This is a genomic window from Flavonifractor sp. An91 (assembly GCF_002159225.1).
In the GTDB taxonomy this organism is placed as follows: Bacteria; Bacillota; Clostridia; order Oscillospirales; family Oscillospiraceae; genus Flavonifractor; species Flavonifractor avicola.
Genome location: NZ_NFHA01000007.1, coordinates 116,796 through 142,686 on the forward strand (window position 1 = coordinate 116,796; position 25,891 = coordinate 142,686).

General features: G+C 59.0%; 27 protein-coding genes. 8 read left to right on the top strand and 19 right to left on the bottom strand.

Translation table 11 applies throughout. The annotated features are described in order from the left end of the window. Nucleotides 1-77: 77 nt before the first annotated feature. On the top strand, nt 78-911 hold the full coding sequence (locus B5G42_RS06505; protein ID WP_087268136.1) for a helix-turn-helix domain-containing protein: 834 nt from the start codon (nt 78-80) through the stop codon (nt 909-911). Between the two features lie 136 nt (nt 912-1,047). Here B5G42_RS06505 and B5G42_RS06510 read toward each other — a convergent pair whose 3' ends face one another. Together B5G42_RS06510 and B5G42_RS06515 are read right to left on the bottom strand one after the other, a co-directional pair. Further along, complete coding sequence (locus B5G42_RS06510; protein ID WP_087268139.1) at nt 1,048-1,776, bottom strand: SH3 domain-containing protein; 729 nt, start codon at nt 1,774-1,776, stop codon at nt 1,048-1,050. A 600-nt stretch (nt 1,777-2,376) separates the two neighbouring features. Continuing rightward, nucleotides 2,377-2,565 carry a hypothetical protein gene (locus tag B5G42_RS06515; RefSeq protein ID WP_087268141.1) on the bottom strand — a complete coding sequence of 63 codons (189 nt, stop codon included), beginning with the start codon at nt 2,563-2,565 and terminating at the stop codon, nt 2,377-2,379. A 154-nt stretch (nt 2,566-2,719) separates the two neighbouring features. Here B5G42_RS06515 and B5G42_RS06520 point away from each other — a divergent pair, with 154 nt between their 5' ends. After that, a complete protein-coding gene (locus B5G42_RS06520) occupies nt 2,720-3,367 on the top strand; it encodes a SprT-like domain-containing protein (protein ID WP_087268144.1) in 648 nt (215 codons plus the stop codon). Nucleotides 3,368-3,615: 248 nt separating this feature from the next. On the opposite strand, the gene groL is transcribed toward B5G42_RS06520, so the two are convergent. The 6 genes from groL to B5G42_RS06550 all read right to left on the bottom strand — a co-directional run bounded on the left by groL (nt 3,616) and on the right by B5G42_RS06550 (nt 9,544). Then, entirely contained in the window at nt 3,616-5,241 is a 1,626-nt protein-coding gene (gene groL, locus B5G42_RS06525; protein WP_087268147.1) for a chaperonin GroEL, read from the bottom strand. 215 nt (nt 5,242-5,456) lie between these two features. Further along, nucleotides 5,457-5,741, bottom strand: coding sequence for a co-chaperone GroES (locus B5G42_RS06530; protein WP_087188593.1), 285 nt, complete (start codon nt 5,739-5,741; stop codon nt 5,457-5,459). Between the two features lie 202 nt (nt 5,742-5,943). Further along, on the bottom strand, nt 5,944-6,213 hold the full coding sequence (locus B5G42_RS06535) for a hypothetical protein (RefSeq protein ID WP_087188592.1): 270 nt from the start codon (nt 6,211-6,213) through the stop codon (nt 5,944-5,946). A 42-nt stretch (nt 6,214-6,255) separates the two neighbouring features. Continuing rightward, nucleotides 6,256-7,203 (bottom strand): diacylglycerol/lipid kinase family protein, encoded by a 948-nt coding sequence (locus B5G42_RS06540; RefSeq protein WP_242961148.1) that lies wholly within the window; start codon nt 7,201-7,203, stop codon nt 6,256-6,258. Nucleotides 7,204-7,237: 34 nt separating this feature from the next. Further along, nucleotides 7,238-8,410, bottom strand: a complete 1,173-nt coding sequence (locus tag B5G42_RS06545) for a WG repeat-containing protein (RefSeq protein WP_087268153.1) — start codon at nt 8,408-8,410, stop codon at nt 7,238-7,240. A gap of 3 nt (nt 8,411-8,413) precedes the next feature. Continuing rightward, complete coding sequence (locus B5G42_RS06550) at nt 8,414-9,544, bottom strand: THUMP domain-containing class I SAM-dependent RNA methyltransferase (protein ID WP_087268155.1); 1,131 nt, start codon at nt 9,542-9,544, stop codon at nt 8,414-8,416. 133 nt (nt 9,545-9,677) lie between these two features. Here B5G42_RS06550 and B5G42_RS06555 point away from each other — a divergent pair, with 133 nt between their 5' ends. Both B5G42_RS06555 and B5G42_RS06560 read left to right on the top strand, forming a co-directional pair. Further along, on the top strand, nt 9,678-10,118 hold the full coding sequence (locus B5G42_RS06555; protein ID WP_087188588.1) for an NfeD family protein: 441 nt from the start codon (nt 9,678-9,680) through the stop codon (nt 10,116-10,118). Between the two features lie 35 nt (nt 10,119-10,153). Next, on the top strand, nt 10,154-11,080 hold the full coding sequence (locus B5G42_RS06560; protein WP_204247501.1) for an SPFH domain-containing protein: 927 nt from the start codon (nt 10,154-10,156) through the stop codon (nt 11,078-11,080). A gap of 51 nt (nt 11,081-11,131) precedes the next feature. Here the strand turns inward: B5G42_RS06560 and B5G42_RS06565 are convergent, their stop codons facing one another. Then, entirely contained in the window at nt 11,132-11,680 is a 549-nt protein-coding gene (locus B5G42_RS06565) for a nitroreductase family protein (protein WP_087268158.1), read from the bottom strand. A 120-nt stretch (nt 11,681-11,800) separates the two neighbouring features. On the opposite strand from B5G42_RS06565, the gene B5G42_RS06570 reads away from it, so the two are divergent. Continuing rightward, on the top strand, nt 11,801-12,118 hold the full coding sequence (locus B5G42_RS06570) for a winged helix-turn-helix transcriptional regulator (RefSeq protein ID WP_087268161.1): 318 nt from the start codon (nt 11,801-11,803) through the stop codon (nt 12,116-12,118). Nucleotides 12,119-12,179: 61 nt separating this feature from the next. Here B5G42_RS06570 and B5G42_RS06575 read toward each other — a convergent pair whose 3' ends face one another. From B5G42_RS06575 to rimP, 10 genes are all read right to left on the bottom strand, one after another. Further along, complete coding sequence (locus tag B5G42_RS06575; RefSeq protein ID WP_087268164.1) at nt 12,180-13,496, bottom strand: DUF1576 domain-containing protein; 1,317 nt, start codon at nt 13,494-13,496, stop codon at nt 12,180-12,182. 29 nt (nt 13,497-13,525) lie between these two features. Next, nucleotides 13,526-14,437, bottom strand: a complete 912-nt coding sequence (ribF, locus tag B5G42_RS06580; protein WP_087268168.1) for a riboflavin biosynthesis protein RibF — start codon at nt 14,435-14,437, stop codon at nt 13,526-13,528. Nucleotides 14,438-14,441: 4 nt separating this feature from the next. Next, nucleotides 14,442-15,326: a tRNA pseudouridine(55) synthase TruB gene (gene truB / locus B5G42_RS06585; protein WP_087268170.1), complete on the bottom strand. Its 885-nt coding sequence runs from the start codon at nt 15,324-15,326 to the stop codon at nt 14,442-14,444. After that, the gene (locus B5G42_RS06590) at nt 15,319-16,269 is read right to left on the bottom strand and encodes a DHH family phosphoesterase (RefSeq protein ID WP_087268173.1); all 951 of its coding nucleotides are present in this window, start codon (nt 16,267-16,269) and stop codon (nt 15,319-15,321) included. The genes truB and B5G42_RS06590 overlap by 8 nt, the downstream gene beginning before the upstream one ends. Nucleotides 16,270-16,274: 5 nt before the next feature. Further along, the gene (rbfA, locus tag B5G42_RS06595; protein ID WP_087188579.1) at nt 16,275-16,664 is read right to left on the bottom strand and encodes a 30S ribosome-binding factor RbfA; all 390 of its coding nucleotides are present in this window, start codon (nt 16,662-16,664) and stop codon (nt 16,275-16,277) included. 83 nt (nt 16,665-16,747) lie between these two features. Next, nucleotides 16,748-19,126, bottom strand: coding sequence for a translation initiation factor IF-2 (gene infB / locus B5G42_RS06600; protein ID WP_164475013.1), 2,379 nt, complete (start codon nt 19,124-19,126; stop codon nt 16,748-16,750). A 117-nt stretch (nt 19,127-19,243) separates the two neighbouring features. Continuing rightward, nucleotides 19,244-19,780 carry a L7Ae/L30e/S12e/Gadd45 family ribosomal protein gene (locus B5G42_RS06605; RefSeq protein WP_087188577.1) on the bottom strand — a complete coding sequence of 179 codons (537 nt, stop codon included), beginning with the start codon at nt 19,778-19,780 and terminating at the stop codon, nt 19,244-19,246. Next, nucleotides 19,773-20,048: an RNase P modulator RnpM gene (locus B5G42_RS06610; protein ID WP_087268179.1), complete on the bottom strand. Its 276-nt coding sequence runs from the start codon at nt 20,046-20,048 to the stop codon at nt 19,773-19,775. Before B5G42_RS06610 ends, B5G42_RS06605 begins: the two co-directional genes overlap by 8 nt. A gap of 39 nt (nt 20,049-20,087) precedes the next feature. After that, nucleotides 20,088-21,245 (bottom strand): transcription termination factor NusA, encoded by a 1,158-nt coding sequence (gene nusA, locus B5G42_RS06615; protein WP_087268182.1) that lies wholly within the window; start codon nt 21,243-21,245, stop codon nt 20,088-20,090. 51 nt (nt 21,246-21,296) lie between these two features. Further along, nucleotides 21,297-21,752 (bottom strand): ribosome maturation factor RimP, encoded by a 456-nt coding sequence (rimP, locus tag B5G42_RS06620; RefSeq protein ID WP_087268184.1) that lies wholly within the window; start codon nt 21,750-21,752, stop codon nt 21,297-21,299. A 248-nt stretch (nt 21,753-22,000) separates the two neighbouring features. Here rimP and B5G42_RS06625 point away from each other — a divergent pair, with 248 nt between their 5' ends. The 3 genes from B5G42_RS06625 to B5G42_RS06635 all read left to right on the top strand — a co-directional run. After that, nucleotides 22,001-22,933, top strand: a complete 933-nt coding sequence (locus B5G42_RS06625) for an AAA family ATPase (protein ID WP_087268188.1) — start codon at nt 22,001-22,003, stop codon at nt 22,931-22,933. Nucleotides 22,934-22,937: 4 nt separating this feature from the next. After that, nucleotides 22,938-23,936 carry a DUF58 domain-containing protein gene (locus B5G42_RS06630; RefSeq protein WP_087268191.1) on the top strand — a complete coding sequence of 333 codons (999 nt, stop codon included), beginning with the start codon at nt 22,938-22,940 and terminating at the stop codon, nt 23,934-23,936. Further along, on the top strand, nt 23,933-25,891 hold a 1,959-nt coding region (locus B5G42_RS06635; RefSeq protein ID WP_140399818.1), incomplete at its 3' end, for a transglutaminase-like domain-containing protein. The genes B5G42_RS06630 and B5G42_RS06635, both read left to right, overlap by 4 nt.

Here is a 25,891-nt window from a genome sequence, read left to right on the forward strand (position 1 = left end):
ATTCTATTCGCAACGTTTAATATTTCTGAATCCTTATTAAAATAATTCGTTTTTCCGAACTTAGGGGGACAAATTTTATGAGTGAAAACAAAAGGAAAAAAGCACCATCACGAAATCGCTTTGATACAAGACAAATTTATTCAACAGTAAATATGAAGGAAGAAACATACCGGAACATTTCACAACACGAAAAGCAGACCGGAAGTAATTCTGACTATGTTCTGGTGTCATTCGCACAGCGTCTTACAGATTGTCTAGATCAGGAGTATCTAATAGATATTGCTGATAAATTAGGTATTGCCAAAGGGTCTCTGTCAGAATATAGAAGTGGGAAAACAGAACCCCGAATTTCTGCACTCGCAAAACTTGCTGGATATTTTCATTTATCGTCAGATTATTTACTTGGTATGACAGACACAAAAACTACGGAACCTACTAAGAAAAGTGCGTGTGAATACACGGGGTTGTCTGATGCGGCAATAGAGATTCTGCATACCAAAGGTAAAGAAAAAGCGCTGTATTCCGCTATACTTTCATATCTTGTTGAAAGCGGCAGTTTAAACGGGCTTATTGATCTAATAGAAGATTCTTTAATTTCTGCGGAACAGTATAACTATATTTATATAAATGATTCTCAAGAAACAAACTTGTTAGACACGCAGGAGTTTCAATTTAACAAGAAACTATCCAATCTATATGGGCAATGCATGGAGGAACTATCTCAAAAATTACATCAAGAAATTGTAACTGCTGCTGCTACAAACTGGGTCAACATGGTTAATGCTGCCAGAGAAACAAAAGAGCAAATGGAAAGAATTATTGAAAGCTTTGCTGACCTGGAAGCGAATGCTTTAGATAAAAGAATAAAAAAAGAGGCCCCCGATTTGGGGACCTCAAAAGAGCGTCTATAAAACACCATATTTCAAAAATGATCGCGGCGGCAAGCGATGGGGTTTATGCCGGTTGCGCCAAGGGCGCAGGGGGCTGAATTGGTGAGAGTGTGAAAAGCCTTCACACTCTCAATGCCTCGCTTAAATTTAATTGTATTTATTGAGTATCTACTGGGTCAAAACCATGTTGGAAATCGTCATGTGAACCAACATTTCCTTGCTCCACTTGCTCTTGAAACCAGTCGTTTAACTCACCCATGTCTAAATCACCTATGTTACTTCCTCCAGAGCTACCAGAACCTCCAGGAGGTACTGGAGCTGTACTACCACTACCACTACCACTACTACCAGAACCACCTGTGCTGGGCTTGCTACTGGGCTTGCTGGTCTGACCACTAGAACTACCACCATTATTTCCAGTGCTTACTTGTGGCTTGGTAGCACTGAGATAGTCACTAGATACATACGCTACCTTACCATTAAACTCTATTCTACTCCATCCTGCTGCAGCTCCAGTACCAATGCCAGTGCGCTTAACGGACTGAGCCTTGGTTAAGCTACCTAACTTATCGCTGTTGGTGCTATAACTGGAACGTACATTGACTGTGGTGGTTGCATACATGGTCTCGCTACAATCGGTGAAAAGCTGCTCCTGTTCCGTGGTATCATCCCGGGCAGGAGTGGAAACGCTCTCCGGGGTGGGGGTGGTTTCGGGTGCGGTCTGGGTGGTCTGCTCTGGGGTGGGGGTACTGCTCTCCATGGACTGGGAGACTTCGGGGGTGCTGGTTTCCTGACTCTTATCAGCGGCGTTTTCATTGGAACCACCACAGGCTGTCATGGATAAAATCAGGGCCAGGGACATACCATATATGATCGCCTTTTTCATTACGTTTTCCTCCCGTGCCGTCACAGTGACGGCTTTTTTATTGACTCTCAACGGTCCAGCCCGTTGGGGGTGGGATTTCTCCCGGTCCCCCGTTGGGCGTTCCCGCCGAGATAAACAAAAGCGGTGCAGGTTTCCCTACACCGCATTGAGGTACGACACAAAGCCCATCAGAACCACCTTGTAAAATGAATCCAAAGCGGCTATAATGAGTAAAGGCGTAGCGAAATGCTATTGTGTGGGAGGTCCGTTCTCCTGCATAGGGGCGTGGGAGGTTGCCGCCTCTCACGTCCTGCCTCTATTTATCTCGATGGCACTATTTTACTCCATAACGGAACAGATTGCAAGGTCATTTGAAACGGTCCGAAAGGGCCGTTTTTTTGTTGTTCAGAGGGTGGCTGTGTACGGTGACAGTAGGCAGGTGGCCCGCCATGGGTGAGGGCCTGGGTGCTGGGTCTGGGCTGGGCATAAGGCGGGGTCAAAGGTTGGTCCCGCTCCATGGAATATCCCCGCCGTGGGTTAGATGGAGATAAGAAAGCTGGTCCCCGTGGGATATTCCGTCGCTGTGATGCCCTGCGGGGCATAGGTTTTGAATGTGCACGTTCAATCTGACTTCTTCTCTGCGTCTGCCTCTAAGAGACTTATGATATAGGCGTTTAAGCTCATACCATGAGCAGCGGCTTGAGCACGGTATACCTCTTTCATACCCTTTTTTAATTGTAGTTCCAGACGATCATAAGCTTTTTCCATATACTTCATTGTTGCTTTTTTTTGTGACTCTGAATACGGCATGGTATCACCCCAATGGCATTCTAACATACATACGGGTGTATGTCAATGTGCACAATACACGGGTGTATATTTTTATATGCTATATCTCCTTTATGACTTTACTTTTTAATACACACGGGTGTATAATTAGGTATAGAAAAAAGGAGTTGGTTCTATGAAACAGACCACGAAAATGAGCCGGGCCGTCAGCCAGCTAGAGCATATCTATAACGCATTGAACACAGACTTTTTTCAAAATGAGCTGCCCATTCCCATTATTACGGTACAAAGCAAACCAGGGACTTACGGACACTGTACCACCAGCAAAGTATGGCAGCGCAAGGATGGCGGAGCCTATGAACTAAACATTGCCGCCGAGGTCCTGAATTATCCGATTGAAGAAACCCTGGATACCATGCTCCATGAAATGGTCCATCTGTATTGCCGGGAAAACGGGATTAAGGAAGTCAGTCGGGGCGGAAAATACCACAACAAGAAATTCAAGGCCGAGGCTGAGCGGCGGGGACTTGTCTGTGTCCCCTGTGGACAATACGGATGGAATACTACACCCAGCGACAGATTGGTGGAGTACGCATTACAAAAGGGCTGGAATGAAATCAAAATCGGGCGTGGAAGCCTACCCCCTATCATTCGCACGGGGGCCAGCGGTACAGCCCAAATCGGAGCAGAAACGACCGGCGGTGGAAAGCGACCCAGCAGCACAAGAAAGCTGCAATGCCCAAAATGTGGTTGCAGTGTGAGAGCCACAAAAACAGTCAGAATCATGTGCATGGATTGCATGGAGCAAATGATAGAAATTTGAATGTGCACTTTCAAAAACTCCTCAGGGAATCGCCCCCTGGGGAGTTTGAATATAAACAAAAAAGACCGACACCCAAATCAAATGAGTGTCGGCCTTTCTATTACCGTACTAGTGAGCATTCCCGTAAAAACATTGTGTGTAAACGGTGTGTAAGCTCAAAATAATTCAAACTTTTTCGCTAATGAATGGTGAAATTTTATAGCGAATCAACCGATTCTAGCATATTCTCACGGGATTTATGCCTGTTTTTAGTACATACCGCCCATGTCGGGGGCAGCGGGAGCAGCGGGAGCGGGCTCCTTCTTGTCGGCCACCAGAGCCTCAGTGGTCAGCAGGGTGGCAGCGATGGAAGCAGCGTTCTCCAGAGCGGAACGGGTCACCTTGGTGGGATCCACAATACCGGCGGAGATCATGTCCACATAGGTCTCGTTGTAGGCATCGAAGCCATAGCCGGTCTTGTCGGCCTTCTTCACGTTCTCCAGCACCACGGAGCCGTCGATGCCGGCGTTGGTGGCAATCTGGCGCATGGGCTCGGTCAGAGCCTTGGCGATGATGCGGACGCCGGTCTTCTCGTCGCCCTCGGTCTCGTTCAGAAGCTTCTCCACAGCGGAGACAGCGTTCACATAAGCGGTGCCGCCGCCGGCCACGATGCCTTCCTCAACAGCAGCGCGGGTGGCGTTCAGAGCGTCCTCGATGCGGAGCTTCTTCTCCTTCATCTCCACCTCGGTGGCAGCGCCCACGCGGATGATGGCCACGCCGCCGGCCATCTTGGCCAGACGCTCCTGGAGCTTCTCACGGTCATAGTCGGAAGTGGTGGTCTCAATCTGGCTGCGGATCTGGTTGGTGCGGTTCTTGATGGCCTCGGAGGAGCCGGCGCCGTCCACGATGATGGTGTTCTCCTTGGAGACCTTCACCTGGCGGGCCTTGCCCAGCATATCCATGGTGGCTTCCTTCAGCTCATAGCCCATGTCGGCAGTGATGACGGTACCGCCAGTCAGAACGGCGATATCCTCCAGCATCTCCTTGCGGCGGTCGCCGAAGCCGGGGGCCTTGACGCACACCACGTTCAGGGTGCCGCGCAGCTTGTTGACGATGAGGGTGGACAGAGCCTCGCCCTCCACGTCCTCGGCGATGACCAGCAGCTTCTTGCCGGACTGCACCACCTGCTCCAGGATGGGCAGCAGCTCCTGAATGTTGGAGATCTTCTTATCGGTGATGAGGATGAGGGCGTCGTCCAGAACGGCCTCCATCTTCTCGGTATCGGTGACCATATAGGGGGTGATATAGCCGCGGTCGAACTGCATACCTTCCACGACCTCGCTGTAGGTCTCAGCGGTCTTGGACTCCTCAACGGTGATGACGCCGTCGTTGGAAACCTTCTCCATGGCCTCAGCAATCAGCTTGCCCACGGTCTCGTCGCCGGAGGACACAGTGCCCACGCGGGCGATATCGTCGGAGCCGTTGACCTTCTTGGAGTTGGCCTTGATGGCCTCCACGGCGGTGGCGGTAGCCTTGGCAATGCCCTTCTTCATGACCATGGGATTGGCACCGGCAGCCAGGTTCTTCAGGCCCTCACGGATGATGGCCTGGGCCAGCAGGGTGGCAGTGGTGGTGCCGTCGCCGGCCACGTCGTTGGTCTTGGTGGAAACTTCCTTCACCAGCTGAGCGCCCATGTTCTCAAAGGGATCGTCCAGCTCGATCTCCTTAGCGATGGTCACACCGTCGTTGGTGATCAGGGGAGCGCCGAACTTCTTGTCCAGCACCACGTTGCGGCCCTTGGGGCCCATGGTGATCTTAACGGTATCGGCCAGCTGATTGACGCCGCGCTCCAGAGCGTGACGGGCTTCCTCACCGTAGCAAATGATCTTAGCCATAATGAATTACCTCCATGCAAATTCCGCCTGAGCGGAATTAAAATCAAAATTTGTCCGGAGCAGGACACGCGCCTGCGCAGGACACCTATGCTTGCTCCGCCACCGGCGGGCAACCGCCTTTGTGTACAAAGGCGAGGGGGGTATCGAAACCGCTGTGCCGCCTGCGGCGCGGCGGTTTCGTATCTAGGGGGGATGCAATCCCCCCTGGACGTTCTTTACTCCACGATAGCCAGGATATCGGACTGACGAACGATGGTGTACTCCTCGCCGTCGATCTTCACCTCAGTACCGGCATACTTGCTGGTGATGACCTTGTCGCCCACCTTCACGGTCATGGTGACTTCCTTGCCGTCCACCAGGCCGCCGGGGCCCACCTCGATGACCTGAGCCACTTCGGGCTTCTCCTTGGCAGAACCAGTCAGGATGATGCCGCTCTTGGTCTTTTCTTCGGCCTCGACCAGCTTGATGACCACACGGTCGGCGAGAGGCTTGAGTTTCATAATGGGTTCCTCCTTATATGATTCATTTTCTTATTAACCAATCCAATTTGTTAGCACTCATTTTACCGGAGTGCTAACCACGTGTATGATAATACCTCTCTCCGCACAAAAAATCAACCCCCTTTTTTGAAAAAAGGGGGTCGGTTTTGGAAAAATTCAAGTTTTGTTCACAAACTCACAGCAGGAGTGCTAATCCACACTCTCACATCTGACTCCAGTAATGCTTGGAACGCTCCAATTCCTGGGTAATCCTGATCTCCTTATTCTTTTCGTCCAGGTCCATGCCCTGCCCCACCGTGCGGCAGGCTTTGCTGTTGATGGCGCACACAAAGACAGTGACCGCCACAAAAATCGCATAGAGCAGCCACGCCAGCAGACTCGTACGCAGGGCAGTCAAAAATGGGACCAGAAGGACGCAGGGAAGATAGAGGGCGCTCAAAATAATCATGGTCCACTTGACGATTCTGTACATAATATCCTCCTTTTGAACGGATAGGCCTATATTTGTACATCTCTATTTTACCATACACGCTTTCTCTTTACAAGCTCGCGCTCCCTGCCATGTGGCCCCGGCGGGACAGAAAAACTGCACCTTCTGCTCGGACAGTCGGATGGACAGGTCGGTCCCCTCCACCAGTTCGCCGTCCACATTGACTGCGGTGAGCCGGTCGCACCGCACATTCATGGCCCGGCCCCGGCGCAGAATGGCCTGTGGAATATCCCCGATCTCCCCCCGGGCAAACTTTTTGATGAGTGCCAGAACGGTGAAACGGGACACTGCCGGGATCACGATGAAGTCCAGCACCCCGTCGTCAGGCATAGCCGTGGGACTGGGATTAAACCCGCCGCCGTAGTACCGGCCGTTACAGGCACACAGCAGGGTGAACCGGTCGCCGGGCATAGGTTCGCCATCGATTGACACCTGATAGGGCAGGTGAATCCCCCGGATGATGGTACGCAGGGCGGACATCTGATAGGCCGCCGTGCCGCTGACCAGGGGCAGCGTTTTAAAATCGGCGGCCCCAAACCCAATGCGGGCGTCAAACCCTACCGAACACACATTCAGGGAGTATCGCCCGTTGCATTCAATCAGGTCCATGGCGGTCTGCGGCCCATCCAGCAGCTGCTCCAGCTGCCAGAACCGGGCGGCATCCTGGCCGAATATGCGCAGAAAGTCGTTGCCCGAACCCATGGGACAGTGGGTCACCGCCACATGGGCCTGTCCCGCGGCTCCGTTGACCACCTCATTGAGGGTACCGTCTCCGCCGCAGGCATATACCCGCAGCGGGTCTCCCTGTTGGGCCGCCTCCTGTACCAAACGGGTGGCATGGCCGCTTCCCTCCGTCCGTACCGCCGACCACTCCGACCGGCGGCCGGCCATAATGTGGCGTATCTTCTCCAGCATCTCCTGGCTGCGGTCAAACTTCCCCGCATGGGGGTTCATCACGAACAGGTGCCGCACAGGCACCCTCCTCTCTCTTTCAATCTGCTCCAACTCATGCGGCAAAGACATTGGGATTAAATGTCCCCCAGAGGGTCAGCCGCTGCTCCGCCCGTGCCATACGGGCCACGATGGCCGCCGCCTCCGCCCGGGTCACCGTTCCCTTGGGGTTGAAGGTCAGCTTGCTGTCCACACCGGTAAGCACACCCTTGGCATAGAGGCTGTAAATGGCGTCCGCGCCAGGATCGCCCGGCTTGACATCGGGCACGGAGACCTTGATCCTGGACAGATCGTTGATGTTCTTCATGTGCTTGGCCTGGCTGGTGGCCGCAAAGATCTGGGCGATCTCCCGCCGGGTAGCCGGGCGCAGGTAGTCCTTTTGGCTGAAAGTACCGCTCTGAATGATGCCGCTGGCCAGACAGTAGTTCACCGCGCCGGAGTACCAGTAGGGTCCGGTGGAACTGCTGGTATGGAAGCTGTCATCTTTATAGCGGCTCTCCATGGTGGCGGCCAGCTTGAGCACCTCAGCCACCGTCAGGGTCTGCTCCGGCGCATACCGGTTGCCGCCCACACCGGAGGTCAGCCCCACATTGTAGGCGATGTCCACCCATACCGCAAACCAGTCTCTGGGAGATACATCGCTGAAATCGGGCAGCTTGCCACGGGTCAGAGAGAACCGGGCGGAGGGCACCCCCTTCTCCACCAGGATGCGGGGCAGCTCAAAGACCGGGATCTTGGTGACCTCTCCATCGCGGGTCAAGGTAAGGACCCGGGTCCCTCCCTGCTCCGTGATGGTGGCACTGTCATAGATCAGATCGTAAAGCAGATTGGTGGTTCCCCCCTGTCCGTCGGAGAAAGGCAGGATACTGGCCACACCCCAGCGGGTGCCCTTCTGCACCACATAGAGGCCGCAGTCCAGAGGCAGCAGCGTGCCGTACTCCGGCTGGATCAGGTAGGTACCGTCCGGCCGGATCACACCCAGCTTACCGTCCAGATTGACGGCGGCCAGGCCCATGGAGAAGGATACCACACTGTTGTATTTCAGGGGGATGACTACCCGCTTCTGCGCGTCCACAAAGCCCCACTTGCCGTTATATTCACACTGGGCCAGTCCCTCGCTGTAGCCCCATACCACGGCTCCCTCGGGGGCGGCCAAAGCCTGTCCCCCCAGCAGGAGGCAGAGGGCCAGCAGCAAACAGGGCAATCGCAGCATCCGCTTCTTTTTCATATCCTACCTCCGTCTGTCAAGGCCGTACTGGAACAGGTCGCATTTCAGCATACCGTTATACAGCTTCCGTTTCTTGTCCGCCGTCCGGCCAAAGGTCCGCTCAAACTCGGTATGGGAGGAGAGTACGCTCACCTTCCACCCCTCCGGCAGGGTGCGCACTGCCTTGCCGAAGGCCCGGTACAGGTCCTCCGCCTCCCGCTTCTCCAGAATGCGTTCACCGTAGGGGGGATTGGTGACCACCCGGCCCACGGGGGCGTCCCGGTGGAATTTGGTGGCGTCGGCCACCTCAAAGCGGACCACATCCTCCACGTCGGCCTTTACCGCATTGTCCCGGGCAATGGCTACCGTCTTGGGATCGATGTCCCCGCCCCAGATGTCGTAGTCACCATGGAACTCCTTGTCCATGGCCTCGTCGGCGGCCTGGAGCCACAGCCCGCTGTCCAGCCACTTCCAACGCTGGGCGGAGAAGGCCCGGTTCAGTCCGGGGGCCCGGTTCTTGGCGATGAGAGCGGCCTCAATGGCGATGGTGCCCGAGCCGCAGAAGGGATCGCAGAAGGGATCTTTCCCCCGGTAGCGGGAGAGGAGCACCATAGCGGCGGCCAGGGTCTCCCGCAGAGGCGCCACCACGCCCACCGCACGGTAGCCCCGCTTGTGGAGCCCAGCCCCGGTGGTATCCAGCATCAGGGTGACCTCATCGTGCATGAGGGAGAACTGGACCTGATAGAGGGCGCCGGTCTCCGGCAGGGTATCCATGCCGTACTTCTGCCCCAGCCGGGCGGCCAGAGCCTTTTTCAGCACAGACTGGATGGCAGGCAGGGCATGGAGCTGGGAGTTGAGGGAATATCCCTTTACAGGGAAGGCTCCCTCCCGGGGGATAAACTCCTCCCAAGGCAGAGCTTTTGCCCCTTCAAACAGGGCCTCAAAGTCGGCAGCATGGTACCGCCCCACCACCAGCAGCACCCGCTCGCCGGTACGCAGGTTCAGATTCACCCGGGGGATGTCCGCCGGCCGGGCCTTGCAGCCCACCCGGCCGTTCTCTGCCTTCACCTCCGGCAGGCCCAGCCGGCGCAGCTCCTCGGCACACAGGCCCTCCAGACCAAACAACGTGGGGATCAGCAATTCCAGTTCTTTCATGTCAGGCTCCTTGTCACAGCAATCGTTTGGTCCAGTATACCCTATTTCGCTCCGCTTGGCAAACTGTAACGGAATGTCACTTCCCTTTTTTATGGAACTATGTTAGGATAAGCGTAAGAAAGGAGGTCCGTCTATGCCCATACCCAGTATTTGCTGGCTGGTGGCGCTGGTGGTCCTGGCCGTTCTGGAGGGAGTGACTGTAACTCTGGTCTCCCTGTGGTTCGCGCTGGGCGCACTGGCCGCACTGATCACGTCCTTTTTCGTGGATAATATCTGGATTCAGTTTGCGGTATTCCTGGTGGTCTCTCTGGTCACCCTATTGGTGATCCGTCCCCTGGCCCAGCGCTATGTGACCCCCAAGCAGGTGGCCACCAACGCCGACCGGGCGGTGGGCGCCGAAGGTGTGGTCACCCAGGCCATCGATAACCGGGCCGCCAAAGGTCAGGTCACGGTGAGCGGCGCCGTCTGGACCGCACGTTCCGAGTCGGAAGAGCCCATTCCTGAAGGTACTCCCGTGCGGGTCCTTCGGATCGAAGGGGTTAAGCTGATTGTCACAAGTGTGAAGCAAGCCTGAACACCCATCAAGTGTTTGAAAAGGAGGAGTGGAGTATGCCCAATATCCCCATCGTTCCCATTATTATCATTATTCTGGCTGTGCTCATTATCCTGCTGCTGGCCGCCAACCTGAAAATCGTCCAGCAGTCCAAGGCCTATGTCATTGAGCGTATGGGCGCCTTCCACTCCGTGTGGGGCGTGGGCGTCCACTTCAAGCTGCCCTTCGTGGAACGGGTTGCCAAGGTAGTCTCCCTCAAGGAGCAGGTGGTGGATTTTGCCCCTCAGCCCGTCATCACCAAGGACAACGTCACCATGCAGATCGACACGGTGCTCTACTTCCAGATCACTGACGCCAAGCTGTATACCTATGGCGTGGAGCATCCCATGAGCGCCATTGAGAACCTGACCGCCACCACCCTGCGCAACATCATCGGCGAGCTGGAGCTGGACCAATCCCTCACCAGCCGCGACATCATCAACTCCAAGATGCGCTCCATTCTGGACGAGGCTACCGACCCCTGGGGCATCAAGGTCAACCGGGTGGAGCTGAAGAACATTATCCCGCCCAGAGAGATCCAGGACGCCATGGAGAAGCAGATGAAGGCCGAGCGAGAGCGCCGGGAATCCATCCTCCAGGCCGAGGGCCAGAAGCAGAGCCAGATCCTGGTGGCTGAGGGCGAAAAACAGTCCCTCATCCTCCGGGCCGACGCCGCCAAGCAGGCCGCCATCATGAAGGCCGAGGGCGAGGCCGAGGCCATCCTGAAGGTGCAGCAGGCCACCGCTGAGGCCCTGAAGCTCCTCAACGAGGCCAGCCCCACCGACCAGGTGCTGAAGATCAAGGCCTTGGAGGCCTTCCAGGCCGCGGCCAACGGCCAGGCCACCAAGCTCATTATTCCCTCGGAGATCCAGGGACTGGCAGGCCTGTGCGCCTCCGCCAAGGCGGTGTTCGAGTCCTCCGCCGACGCCCCCAAGAAGTCTTAACATCCCTTTTTATGAAAAAGAACGGGACGCCCACAGGCGTCCCGTTCTTTTTCAGTCGCACCATGTAATGTTGTCGTTTTTCCGATCCGGAGCGGTTGGATGCTCCCCGGCGGCATAGCCCAGGGCTACACCGATCAGGGGCTCGTAGCCCTCCGGCAGGCCCAGTCTGGCACGCAGAGCCGGGTCGCTGAAGGCAATCATGGGACCCATGAGGAAGCAGGAGCCCAGCCCCAGCTCGGTGGCGGCCAGCATCATATTCTCCGCCGCGCAGGACACATTGGCCATGTTGAAGCCCTTCTCGTCATTTCCGCCCGGGGCGGAGAGCACCACCAGGGCCGCCGCGCCATAGAGGGGATGGAAGCCCTCCTGGGCGGCCAGATCCTCCAGGAAAGGCACACCGGAGTGGGCCATCCCCTCCACCGCCGCGGTGTCCACGGCACTGATCTGCTCCGGCCCCACAAACACACTCATATGGAACTGCCCGAAGATGGGCGCCTGATTGCCCGTGCGGAGCACCGCCTCCAGCTTCTCCCGCTCTACGGGCCGGGCCTCATAGGCGCGGATACTCCGGCGGGTCTCGATCGCCTGCTGTACATTCATTGAGAAATACCCCTTTCTTTTTTCGTGCTTGTGGCTATAATTATAAATATCGTCTAAAAATGCGCAAGTACGCAATTTTTCTTTACTCAGTAAGAAAAAACTTAGTGAGGAGGGGTATTGATGGAGGGCTGTCCCGTCAAATTCGCCCTGGGACTGGTCAGCGGAAAGTGGAAGCTACGCATCCTCTGGGAGCTGAACCAACAGGAGATCATCCGTTTTAACGAGCTTCAGCGCAGGCTTTCCGGCATTTCCAGCGTCATGCTCTCCAAATCCCTGGAGGAGCTGGAGCAGTGCAAGCTGGTCCACCGGGAGCAGTACCCGGAAATTCCGCCCAAGGTGGAATATTCTTTAACCGAGCTGGGCCGTTCCATTGACCCCGCCCTCCGGGCGCTGGGAGAATGGGGAACGCACGCCTACGAGGAGATCCATGCCAACTGAATGCAAAAGAACCCCCGGAACCAGTGGTTCCGGGGGTTCTTTTGTAAAGGAATATAATGGGTTATTTCTTTCTGGTAGGCGGGGGAACCACCGGCGAGTCGTGCTCGAAGGCGTCGAAGTAGTCCTCGTTCTGCAGCTCCGGTTTGCGGTGCCGCACCGCCTCGGTGATGATGGGATAGAGCACGATGGCCAGCAGGCCGCCGGAAAAGCCGTTGTTGTAGAGGTTGAAGCCTTCCACCGGAGTGCCTGCCCGCAACACCACCGAGGAGTGGAGAAATCCGGCCACGATGCCGAAGGGCCAGCCAAAATACCCCGAGATGGGGGCCAGGGTGGTACCAAAGAGCAGAGCCAGCTGCACACCGCTGTCGTTGATGTGCCAGTGCATACAAAAGCTGCCCAGCACCACACCCAGCATGATGGGGATAATATTGCGGGCGTGCTTACCAAAGGCGGAGAAGCCCATGATGGTGAAGATGCCGCCCAGGGTGGGACCGTTCAGGTCTCCGCCGGTGATGAGGATAAAGGCCATACCGATCAGGCCGTTGATTCCCATATTGATGAGGGTGGGCGCCGCGCCGAACATACGCAGATAGTCGCTGGGGGCCCGGCCAGTGGTGAGCAGCAGCCGGCGGTAGCCGGCCCAGGCTGCCCAGATAGGACGTCCGCTGAAAAACAAGCCCATAATGATGAGGAGCAGGCACAGGCTGCCCAGGCAGATTCCCAGCTGCAGATTGTAGCCGGTGGCCCAATGGTGCGCCACGTTGGGATCAGCCCCCAGGGAGGTCATTACCGGCACCAGAATGGTAGCCAGCAGGCCGCAGGCGAAGCCCATGTTGTACAGGTTCATACCGTTCTGGATCTTGTATGTATAGGCGGACAGAGGGGGCAGCACAAAGCCGATGATGGCGCCGATGAGAATAGCCCACCAGATGTTGCCCCAGCCGTTGTCCAAGGCCACATAGCTGACCACCGGCGACAGGGAGGTGGCCAGCAGGGACACCGAGGCATATTTGCCGAAGTCCTCCCGGCGGACCTTGGCGTACAGGAAGGTGCCGAAGATAATGGGCCAAATGTTGGCGATATTCTTGCCGAACAGGGCAAAGCCCGCCATCAGGCCGATCTCCACCAGGGTATAGCCGTTAAGGGGGTCCTTACTCAAATGGAGGATGCCCAGGCTGATGAGGGTGACCAGGGCGGCGTTGACAAAGGCTGCCCCAATGCCCGCGATCTTCACATAGTCGGTGATGAGGGCATCTTCCGTCTGTATGATCTTCCACAGGCCGGGCAGAATCTGGGTGGGATCACCCAGGGTCAGCCCGATGGCAATCAGATAGGCAGCAAAGCAGATGGCAGCAGGGTAAATCTTGTGGTAGCGCATATGGTGTCCCCTTTCGGATGGCAGCCGTCTTACCGACCGTCAAAATAGGCTCGGGTCTGTTCCGCGTTACGCATGACTTCTTGCTTGAGCTCCTCCAGGCTGTCGAACTTCCGCTCGCCCCGCAGGCGCTTATAAAACTCCATCCGGACACTCTGTCCGTACAGGTTGCCGTTGAAATCCAGGATAAATCCTTCCACAGTCACCCGGTCGCCGACGTCCACCGTGGGGCGCACCCCCACATTGGTCACCGCCAGGCGGCTGTCGCCGTTTTCAAACCACACTTTGGTAGCATATACCCCATAGGCGGGCACCAGCACACCGGGCTGGAACCGCAGATTCACCGTGGGAAAGCCCAGAGTGGACCCCAGCTTCTTGCCGTGGGCCACGGTATCGGTGAGGGTATGGGGATGGCCCAAAAATTCGTTGGCCCGCTCCATCTCGCCCTGGGCTACCAGGGTACGGATATAGGTGGATGACACCGTGATGTCGTCCCGGCACACCTTGGGAATGATATCGCAGCCAATGCCCAGCTCCTGACACAGTGTCTGGAGCCGCTCCGGATTACCCTCTCCCTTATAGCCGAAGTGGAAATCGTGGCCGGCCACCAGATGGACCGCTCCATGCTCCCCCACCAGATAGTCGGTGACAAAGGTGCGCCAGGGCATCTGCATCATCCGCTCGTCAAAGTGGGCCACGATCACGTCCCGGATGCCGTAGTATCGCCGCATCAGCTCCGCCCGGTCCAGGGGGGAGCTGAGCAGGGGCACCGCCGGAGTCTTGAGGATCAGGTTCTCCGGATGGGTGTCAAAGGTAACTGCCGCCGGGACGGCTCCCAGTTCGGCCGCCTTCTCCCCCACCCGGCGCAGCAGGGCGCCGTGGCCCAAGTGAACGCCGTCAAAAAAGCCCAGGGCGATCACACGTCTTGTCTCTGTCCCGTTCACTGTCTCACACCTCGAAAAAACTTTTGATGGTAGCCATTACACCGCCGGCGCACCGGCCCAACAGCAAAAATTCCCCATCGGGGCCGTACACCCTCCATGTACCGTCAGCCACGGCACAGGAAAAGGGACTGCCGTTTTTGGCCTTCTTCAGTACCTCTGCTCTGATGGTCACCGCCGGGTATTCCCCAAAGCAGCCGTCCACCGGGATCAGCAGGGACGCCGGGTCGGTGGCAGCCTGGAGTTCCTCCAAAGTTACCGCCTGATCCAGAGTATATCCCGCCGCCTCGGTGCGCCGCAGGGCGGACATACAGCCACCGCAGCCCAGCGCCTGCCCAATATCATGGCACAGGGTCCGGACATAAGTGCCCTTGGAGCAGCGCACCCGCAGATACCAGGCATCCTCCTCCTGAGGGAACCCAGCCGGGGCCTCCTCCAGCACCTCCAGCTCATAGATGGTCACCGGCCTGGGGGGCCGCTCCACCTCTTTGCCTGCACGGGCCAGCTCGTAGAGCTTTTTGCCGTCCCGCTTGATGGCGGAATACATGGGTGGGATCTGGAGGATATCCCCACGGAAGGGCTCCAGGGCCGCTTTCAGGGTCTCCCGATCCACCTGGACCGGCCGCTGTTCCAGCACCTGGCCGGTGGTATCCTGGGTATTTGTCATAACACCCAGTTTTAATCCGGCGATATATTCCTTTTTCCCCTCGGTGGCGAACTCCACCGCCCGGGTCGCCCGCCCCACAAAGACAGGCAGCACACCGGTAGCCATAGGGTCCAGGGTGCCGCCGTGGCCAATCCGCTTTTCGTGGAAGATCCCCCGCAGCTTGGCGCAGATATCCATGCTGGTCCACTCCTGGGGTTTGTCGATGATGATGACTCCGTTAGGCATTGCTTTCCACCTGCCGGATGGCGTCCAGGATGGCGGACTCCGCCTGCTCCAGCGTGCCGTCCACGGTACAACCTGCGGCGGCGGCGTGCCCGCCGCCCCCCAGCAGGGCGCACACATGGGTGGCATTCAGTCCGCCGCTGGTGCGGACGGACAGCTTGCAGGCCCCGTCCTCCAGCTCCCGGATGGTGACGGAGGTCTCCACTCCCTCGATCTGGCCCAGGAAAGCGGCGATGTCCTCCATGTCCTCCTCGGTAGCACCCGCCTCGTCCATCAGGGACAGAGACACAGGAGCCACGGCCACCTTGCCGTCCTCATAACGGTGCATCCGCTCCACAATGAGCCGTTCCACCTGGAGCCGAGCCCAGGTCTTGGTACGGAAGTGGCGCTTGTTCAGGGGGAATACATCGATTCCAGTATCCATCAGGGCGGCGGCCACCCGGTGGGTATCCGCCGTGGTGTTGCTGTACTGGAAGCAGCCGGTGTCGGTGGATACCGCCACATACAGGGGAACCGCCGTCTCCTGGTTGATCTGCCCCAGTTCTTTCAGGATGTCGTAGATGATCTCGCCACAGGCGGCCCGCCCGGCGTCCAGGCAGGTCTCCTTGGCAAAAAACTCCTGAGAGGGATGGTGGTCAATGGCCAGATCGATTCCCCGCTCCAGCCAGGGCTGACCGGATGTGGTAAACAGGCCCCGGGCGGCGATGTCCACGCTGACCACTGTCTCCGGCTCATAGCCCTCGGAGGCCAGCAGGCCCTCCAGGTAAGGGGTGAAGAGATGAGTCTCCCCGGTGCCGGGGCAGATATGGGCGGTCTTGCCCAGACCACGCAGTCCCAGGCACAGGGCAGCGGCACAGCCGATGGTGTCCCCGTCGGGGCGCTTGTGGGTCAGGACCAGGTAGCGGTCGTGGTCCTTCAGCCAGGCCGCAGCTTCGGTATAGGTCATGGAGCTCACTCCTCGCTGTCCAGATCGATGTGGGCGTTGGCCGGATTGGCAGGCTTCACTACCTCCGGATTCCGCAGCATACTCAGGATATGGGCACCCTGGCCGATGGAGTCATCCTCCACAAATTGCAGCTCGGGGGTATAGCGCAGCTTCAGGGCCGCTCCCAGCTCCCGCCGCAGATAGCCTCCGGCGGACTTGAGGCCCTTGACCACCTCGCTCACGTCGCTCTTATCCAGCACGCTGACATAGATCTTGGAATAGCGCAGGTCAGAGGTGGTATCCACGCCGGTGATGGACACCAGGCCGTGGACCCGGGGATCCTTGACCGTACGGATGAGGGTGGCCAACTCCCGCTGGATCTCCTCGTTGATACGTCCAATGCGATTACTTGCCATATTTTTCTCCTATTACGCAATACAGACCCGCCCCCTCCTCAAATGAATTGGGGACGGAACGGGTCTGATTTCATTTTTTATAATTATACTTCAATTTGCTCCATCAGGAAGGCTTCAATGACGTCGCCCTCCTTGATGTCCTGGAACTTCTCGAAGGTGATGCCGCACTCGTAGCCGGCGGCCACTTCCTTCACGCTGTCCTTGAAGCGCTGGAGGGAAGCGATGGAACCATCGTAGATCACCACGTTGTCGCGCAGCAGGCGCATCTGGGCGCCGCGCTGCATCTTGCCGTTGGTGACGTAGCAGCCGGCCACCATGCCCACGCCGGTGATGCGGAACACATTGCGCACCTCGGCCTGGCCCAGCTCCACTTCCTTGAACTTGGGAGCCAGCATACCCTTCATGGCGGTCTCGATCTCGTTGATGCAGTCGTAGATCACGCGGTACATCCGCATATCCACCTTGTTGCGGGCGGCGGTGTCCTTGGCGTTGGAGTCGGGACGGACGTTGAAGCCCACGATGATGGCGTTGGAGGTGGTAGCCAGCATGACGTCACTCTCGTTGATGGCGCCCACCGCGCAGTGGATGACCCGCACCCGGACCTCGTCATTGGAGATCTTCTCCAGGGAGGCCTTGACGGCCTCGGCGGAGCCCTGCACGTCGGCCTTGACGATGATGTTCAGGTCCTTCATCTCGCCCTGCTTGATCTGGCTGAACAGATCCTCCAGGCTTACCTTGCCCACCGGGCTGGAAGCAGCCATCTTCTGGTCGTGCTTGCGCTGCTCCACCAGCTCACGGGCCATACGCTCGTCGGCCACGGCGTGGAAGTCGTCACCGGCGCCGGGCACTTCGCTCATGCCGATGATCTCCACAGGCACGGAGGGACCGGCCTCGGTGAGCTTCTCGCCCCGGGCGTTGGTCATGGCGCGGACACGGCCCACGGCGGTGCCGGCAATGATGATATCGCCCTGATGGAGGGTACCGTTCTGCACCAGCAGAGTGGCCACAGGACCACGGCCCTTGTCCAGACGTGCCTCGATGACAGCACCGTGGGCAGAGCGGTTGGGATTGGCCTTCAGCTCCTGCATCTCGGCGGTCAGGTTGACCATCTCCAGCAAATTGTCGATGCCCTCGCCGGTCTTGGCGGAGATGGGGCAGATAATGGTCTCGCCGCCCCACTCCTCAGGCACCAGCTCGTACTTGGTGAGCTGCTCCTTGATGCGCTCGGGGTTGGCCTCCGGCTTATCCATCTTATTGATGGCCACGATCACGGGGATCTTGGCGGCCTTGGCGTGGTTGATGGACTCCACGGTCTGGGGCATAATACCGTCGTCGGCAGCCACTACCAGGATAGCCACGTCGGTGATCATAGCGCCGCGGGCACGCATGGCGGTGAAGGCCTCGTGGCCGGGGGTATCCAGGAAGGTAATGGGCTTGCCCTGGACCTCCACCTGATAGGCGCCGATGTGCTGGGTGATGCCGCCGGCCTCGCCCGCCGCCACATGGGCGTTGCGGATATAGTCCAGCAGAGAGGTCTTGCCGTGGTCGACGTGGCCCATAACCACCACCACGGGAGCGCGGGGCAGCAGATCCTCTTCCTTATCCTCAGCGGTATCGATGAGCTTCTCCTCGATGGTGACGATGATCTCCTTCTCCACCTTGCAGCCCAGCTCCTCGGCAATGATGGCGGCGGTGTCAAAGTCGATGACGTCGGACAGGGAGGCCATGACGCCGTTCTTCATCAGGGTCTTGACCACCTCGGCGCCGGTCTTCTTCATGCGGGAAGCCAGCTCGCCCACACCGATTTCGTCGGGGATCTTGACGGTGAGTGGGGTCTTTTTGGCGATCTCCATCTGGAGCCGGCGCATCTTCTCCTGCTCCTCCTGGCGGCGCTTGTTGCCGCCCTGGAAACCGCCCTTGCGCTGGTTGCGGCCCTGGAACTTCTGCTTGCCAGCCTGCATCTGCTTGGTCTTGCCGGCAGCCAGGTCCTCCAGACGCTGGTCGTACTTCTCCAGGTTCACGTTGCCGCTCTTGCGGGTGTCCACAACCTTCTTCTCAGGCACACGGGTCGTGGGCCGGCTGGGCTGCTGGACGGGCTGAGTCTTGGGCTGCTCCGCCTGAGCGGCGGGCTTATTGACAGGCGCGGTATGTTCCTTCACAGGCTTTCCACCCTTCTGGTTCTGCTGCTGAGCGGGAGCAGTGCGCTGCTCCTCCTTCCCGGCGGCAGGTGTTTCCTTGGCCGCGGCCTTGGGTTCCCGATACACGTCGGCGTAGATGCTCTCAATGCTCTCCACCTGATTGTGCTGGGTAAGATACTCGAAAATCAGAGACAGCTCCCGGTCGCCCAGAGGCTGCATATGGTTTTTCGGAGTCGTCGCGTATTTGGTCAGAATGTCGGTGATATCCTTGGAGTTCTTGTTGAAATCCTTGGCCACCTCATGCACACGGTATTTGTTGTTCAGCAAATAAAGCCACCTCCAACTGGTCGGCTTGCGCCAATAGGAAAACGCGGCGGGACCGCTGCGCTTTCTTATTGGAACAAGCCTGCTTGTTCCAATCTGTCCTCAGCCACTTCTTGTTCATGGCTGCTGCTTCTTGATGGTCAGTTTGCCCTTGGGGGCAAACGGTCTTGCCTGCTTTTTGGCCGCGGGCGGATTCTCGGGCGCTTTGGCCGCCTTGGGGGGCGGAGCCCACGGCTTCTTGTTCTTCTTCTGCAGGTTCTTCTCATGGGCCCGCTGTTCCTTCTGCCGCTGAAGGGCCTTATCTGCCTTGATTTTCAGCTCCTCCGCCGCGGCGGAGCAGTGCTCCGGATCGGCTTGAGCCAGCTTGGCAGCAATGGCGGCGGCCAGCCCCACATCAGTGAGGGCCAGCATGGTGCAGGCGGAGCGGCCTACCGCACCGCCCAGGCCGCCCTTGGTGTAGGGCGTAGGCAGGTGGGGCACCTTGCCGATCTCGGCAAAGTGAGCGGCCCGGCGCAGGCTGTTGTCCGCGCCGTCACAGGCGGTGAGGATCAGCTTGGCCTGGTGGGCCCGGGCGGCGGCGCCCACCGGCTCCTCGCCCACCTCCACACGGCCCGCCTTACGGGCGATGCCCAGCAGATGCAGTACGCTATCCATCCTGATCGCCCTCCCGCATCTGCTGTTCCAGCGCCTCATATACCTCGTCAGGCATGGGGGCGGAGAAGGCCCGCTCCAGCGCCTTGGCCTTCCGGGCCCGCTTCAGGCAGGCCTCGTCGGGACATACATAGGCCCCCCGGCCCGGCTTCTTTCCCTTGAAATCCAGGGAGACTTCCCCCTCGGGGCTCTTCACCACCCGGATCAGCTCCTTCTTGGGCTTCATCTCCCGGCAGCCTACGCACTGACGCACGGGAATCTTCTTGGGCATCCTTCTGCCCCCCTTCCATCTTATTTGATCACTGAGAGATTACTCCTCGGTCTCGGCCTCGTCCTCGAGGATCACGTCCTCCTCGTCCTCCACTTCCTCGTCGGCGGGGGCGGAGGCGGGCTTGATGTCGATCTTCCAGCCGGTCAGCTTGGCGGCCAGGCGGGCGTTCTGACCCTCCTTGCCGATGGCCAGGGACAGCTGATCGTCGGGCACCACCACGCGGCAGGTCTTGCCCTCCTCGTGGATGTCCACGCTGATGACATCGGCGGGGGACAGAGCGGCGGCGATGTACACGGCGGGGTCCTCAGACCACTTGACAATGTCCACCTTCTCGCCGCGGAGCTCCTCCACGATGTTGTTGACACGCTGGCCCCGGGGACCCACGCAGGCGCCGATGGGGTCCACGTTGGGATCGGCGGACCAGACAGCCAGCTTGGTGCGGGAACCGGCCTCACGGGCAATGGACTTGACCTCCACAGTGCCGTCGTAGATCTCGGGCACTTCCATCTCGAACAGGCGCTTCACCAGGCCGGGATGGGTGCGGGAGATCAGGACCTGGGGACCCTTGGTGGAACGGCGGACCTCCACCACATACACCCGCAGGCGCATCCCCTCCACATACTCCTCGCCCTTGACCTGCTCGCCGGCAGCCAGGAAGGCCTCGGTGGCCTCGCTGCCGGAGCCGATCCGCAGGCTGGCGGCGCCGGAGCGGGGATCGATACGGGTGACCACGCCGGTGAGGATCTCGTGCTCCTTGGAGGAGAACTCGTCGTACACCATACCCCGCTCGGCCTCGCGCATCCCCTGGATGATGACCTGACGGGCGGTCTGAGCGGCAATGCGGCCAAAGTCCCGGGTCTTGATCTCAATGCGGATCACGTCCCCCAGCTGGGCCTGGGGCAGCTTGCTGCGGGCCTGTTCCAGACTCATCTCGGTGCAGGGGTTGTCCACCTCCTCCACCACGTCCTTCTTGACGAACATACGGACGGTACCGGCCTGCTCATCGGCTTCCACCGTCACATTGTCCCCAACGGTCTCATGGTCCCGCTTGTAGGCGGACACCAGGGCCTGGGTGATCTTCTCCAGCATATAGGACTTGGGGATGCCCTTTTCCTTCTCAATCAGGTTGATGGCGGCAAAAAATTCCTTGCCGTCCAGCTCATTGGTCTTCTGCGCTTTGGCATTCTTCTTCGGCATAGTTCTGTCTCCTTATCCTCAACACGGGCGGTTTCTGTCCGCCCCTACATCTTAAAACCGCACGTACAGCCGGGTCTGGGCCACGTCCTTCTTGACAAAGGTTCTGGGGCCGTCGGCTGTCTCAATGGTCACGTCGCCGTTTTCATAGCCGGACAGGGTACCCACATGGTCCTTCCGGCCGTCCACCGCCCGGTAGAGACGGACCTCCACCTCAGCCCCCATAAAGGCGTCAAAGTGCTCCGGCTTCTTCAGGGGTCGGTCGGCGCCGGCGGAGGAGACCTCCAGCACATAGCTACCCTCAATGGGATCGGCCTCGTCCAGCGCGTCGGACAGGGGGCGGCTCACCGCCTCACAGTCGTTAATGGAGACGCCGCCTTCCTTATCAATATAAATCCGCAGGAACCACTGTCCCGCTTCCCGCACATATTCCACGTCCCACAGGGAGCAGCCGGCAGCCTCCACCAGGGGGGCCGCCAGAGCGGATACCAGTTCCGTTACCTTGGCCATAATCCACCTCCGGCAAGGGGCTGTAAAAAATTTACATACCCCGTTTTTTCAATAAGAAAGAGCGGAGCCGTGACCCCACTCTCACCATACTTCTACTACTAACGTATGTACTATACCACAAACCGGTGTTTTGTGCAAGGGTCTGCCGTGATTTTTTCCAATCCGGTCTTTTTTATGCATTTGAGTTGACATAAGGAAACCCTCTGGTACAATAGGAATCAGATTTATTGTTCTAAGGAGGTCGGAGCATGGAAGGCAACAAGCAGGCCCTGGAAATTTTGGGCGAGGTAAAGAAAGCGGTGGTGGGCAAGGACAATGTGCTTGCCAAGGTACTGCTTGCCATCCTGGCCCGGGGCCACATTCTGCTGGAGGACATCCCCGGCGTAGGTAAGACCACCATGGCTCTGGCCTTTTCCAAGGCTCTGAGCCTGAAATATAACCGGGTGCAGTTCACCCCCGACGTGATGCCCTCTGACATCACCGGTTTTTCCATCTACAACAAGGCCACCGGCGCCATGGAGTATCAGCCCGGCGCGGTGCTGTGCAACCTGTTTCTGGCGGACGAGCTGAACCGGGCTACCAGCCGCACTCAGTCCGCCCTGCTGGAGGCCATGGAGGAGGGCCAGGTTACCGTGGACGGTGTGTCCCATCCGGTGCCTCAGCCCTTCCTGGTCATCGCCACCCAGAACCCGGCGGGAGCCTCGGGCACTCAGCCCCTCCCCGACTCCCAGATGGACCGGTTCATGATCCGGCTTTCCATGGGCTACCCCGCCCCGGCGGACGAGTTTGCCATGGTGCGCCGCAAGCAGGGAAATAACCCGCTGGATCAGGTGCGCCAGGTGCTGGATCTGAACAGTCTGGCCGCCCTCCGTGCCCAGGCCGACCAGGTATTTGTATCCGACCCGGTGCTGGACTATATCATCCGGCTGGTCAATGCCACCCGCAGCCACCCCATGATCGTCCAGGGCGCCAGTCCCCGTGCCTCTCTGGCCCTTACCGCCATGGCCAAGGCGGCCGCCCTGGTCTTTGGCCGGGACTTTGTCAATCCGGAGGACGTATCCATGGTCTTTGCCGATGTGGTGACACACCGACTCATTCTCTCCCCCCGGGCGGAGGCCAACGGCAACTTCCAGCCGGCGGCGGAGATTCTCCGGCTGGTCCCGCCGCCCAAGATCGGGTAAGGCTATGGCAGGCCGTCGGATTTTATACGCCGTTTTGGTGGGCGCGGCGGTGCTCTTTCAGATCTTTTTCCGCTTTTACCTGTCCACCTTTGTATTGGTACTCATTCTGGTGCTTCCCATTCTCTCCCTGCTGCTGGCTCTGCCCGGATGGATGGGGAGTATGGCATCGGTAGTGCCCCAAGCCCCCCTGATCACAGTAGGCGGCAGCGCCCGGTTTGGCGTGCTCCTGTACCATTCCTCTTTCCTGCCCCTCATCCGCCCCCGGATCAGGCTGCGCTGGACCAATCAGCTCACCGGAGAGTCGGGGGAAAGCAAGATCACGGTAACCGCCCGGAAGCCGGCGGAACTGACGGTGGCCGCCACCCACTGCGGCCGTCTGGTCTGCCAGGTAGAGAAAGCGGTCTGCTGCGACCTGCTGGGGCTCTTTCCTCTGCCGGTGCGAAAGGGCCCGGAGCGGGCTGTCCTCATCCTCCCCGCCCAGCTGGAGCTGGAGGGGAAGGAGGAGCTGGCTGCCGGTGAGAACGCCGGTACGGTACTCCGCCCCCGGCCCGGCGGCGGTCCCGGCGAGGACTACGACCTGCGGGAGTACCGGGTGGGGGACCCCCTGCGGTCCGTCCACTGGAAGCTGTCCTCTAAAAAGGACGAACTGGTGGTGCGGGAGACCCTGGAACCCCAGCAGGCCGCCATTGTGGTGACCTATGACCACTTCGGTCCGTCCGAGGAGCTGGACCGCACCTTTGCCCAGCTGTGGGCTCTCTCCCGTTGGCTGCTGCAGCAGGACCGGCCCCACCACATCCAGTGGGCTTCTCCCGTCACCGGCGTGGCGGAGGACCGGGCTGTGGACAATCCCAACGCTCTGCTGGCCTGTCTGGAGCTGGTCTTCTCCACCCCCGCACCTCTGGAGGGCCGCTCCATTCTGGACGGCGCCCTCCGGCTGCCCGGCGGCGGTAAGGTACGCCATCTCCATGTAACGCCGGACGGCGTGGAAGGAGGGGGACGATGAAACAGCATTCCAAACGGCAGCCCCGGCCCCGGCCGGGCTGGCTGGAGCTGCTGACCGGCGGCTTTCTGCTCTTCCTGCTGCTGTCCAGCACCCTCTGGTCCTTCTCCTCTGCGGTGGGACAGTCTCTTGAGCTCACCCTTTTCCTTACAGGCTGTGTGCTTCTGTCAGTCCTGCTCACCGTTCTGTGTGCACTCCCTACCCGCTGGATGCTGGTGAGTATGGCCGCGGTACTCTGTATTGACGGTCTGGTGGTGTGGCAGATGTTCACCGCCATGCGGCTGGGCGAGATCACCTTCCGCTGTTCTGTGGTGAATACGGTGTGCACCAGTCTGGAGCTGGACGGCTTTATTGAGCCCATCCTCCAGCTGGCCCCCTCCGTCTGGATCAGAGCCGCAACCATTCTGGCCCTGGCCGTGGCCGCTGTTCTGGTGGTTCTGCTGGCCCTGGCGGTGATACGGTTCCCTTCTTTTTCCGCCACCTTCCTGCTCACCGCCCCCTTTGTGCTGGCCCCTCTGTGCATTTCTGTCACACCGGCCTGGCTGCCTCTGATGGTGCTCATTCTGGCCTGGTGCGTGATGGGCCTGGGGTCCCTGGCCCGGCGGTGGGACCAGGCAGGAGCTGCACGGCTCACCCTGGTCTCCTTTCCGGCGGTCGCTCTGCTTCTGCTCCTGCTCAACGCCGCCATGCCCCAATCCGCCTATCAGCGGCCCCAGTGGGCAGACGACGCTCTGGACTCCATCAACAACTGGGCAACTCATCTGAATATCACCCTTTTTGACGGCAAAGGACCCTTCGGCTTTGGCAGCGGCGGCTCCTTTACCAATGCCGACGGCAAGGTGTCTCTGGACGACGCCGGACCTCTGGACTTCTCCGGCCGGACGGTGCTGGAGGTGGACACCGACCTGCGGGGCCGGATCTATCTGCGGGGCTTCTCCAGCGCGGTATACGACAGCGACGGCTGGGGGCCGCTGGCGGAATCGGACTATCACGACCTGGGCGTCTTCCATTACCCCATTGGTGAGGTTTCCGGTCAGTTTTCCCTCTCCGACCTATCCAATGCTTTGGGCGGCTACCAGCCTATGAACTTCCCCGCCCTGGCTGACCGAAACACCTTCCCTAACAAGCAATATGCTAAGGTCACCGTCCATAATGTGGGCGCCGACCCGGGCTATGTATATGTCCCCTATCACATTCTGTCCCAGCCCAACGAGCTCAGCGGCACCAGGTTTATGTACGACTCCTATCTGGCCCGGGGGGAGGATGTCTGGACCCACACCCTGTACGTCCAGCCCGGCTGCTCCCCCGATTCCGGAGCAGAGCTGCCGGTGGCGGCACAGGATGCAGAGGAGCGCTATCAGGCCTTTGTCTATGAGAAATACCTGACCATTCCCATCTCCCCCGAACTGTGGGAAGCCATGGAGGAGGCCGCGGAGCAATTTTGGCCCCAGGTCATGGAGGCCTGCCGCGCAGAGGAAATTGCCAATTCCCCTGACGGCTCCTATGGCATCACCAGCCGGAACGGCATCCCCGACCTCACCCTCTCAGACATCCATTCCACCTATCTTTGGACCATGGAGAGCGCCCAGGCCATTGCCGATTATCTGGCCTCCATCACTCAGTATGATCCCAACACCCCCGCCACCCCGGAGGGAGAGGATTTCGTCACCTATTTCCTCACCGAGAGTCACCGGGGCTACTGTATGCACTATGCCAGTGCCGCCACCCTCATGCTGCGGGCTATGGGTATCCCCGCCCGGTATGTCACCGGCTATGTGGCCGACGTACCCTCCTCCGGCCATGTGAATGTCCCAGATTCCGCCGCCCACGCCTGGGTGGAGGTCTATATTCCCGGCTACGGCTGGGAGCCGGTGGAGGTCACCCCCGCCTATGCCGGCAGCAATCCCGGTCAGAGCGGTACGACCACCCCCACGCCTACCCCCACCGCAACACCTACC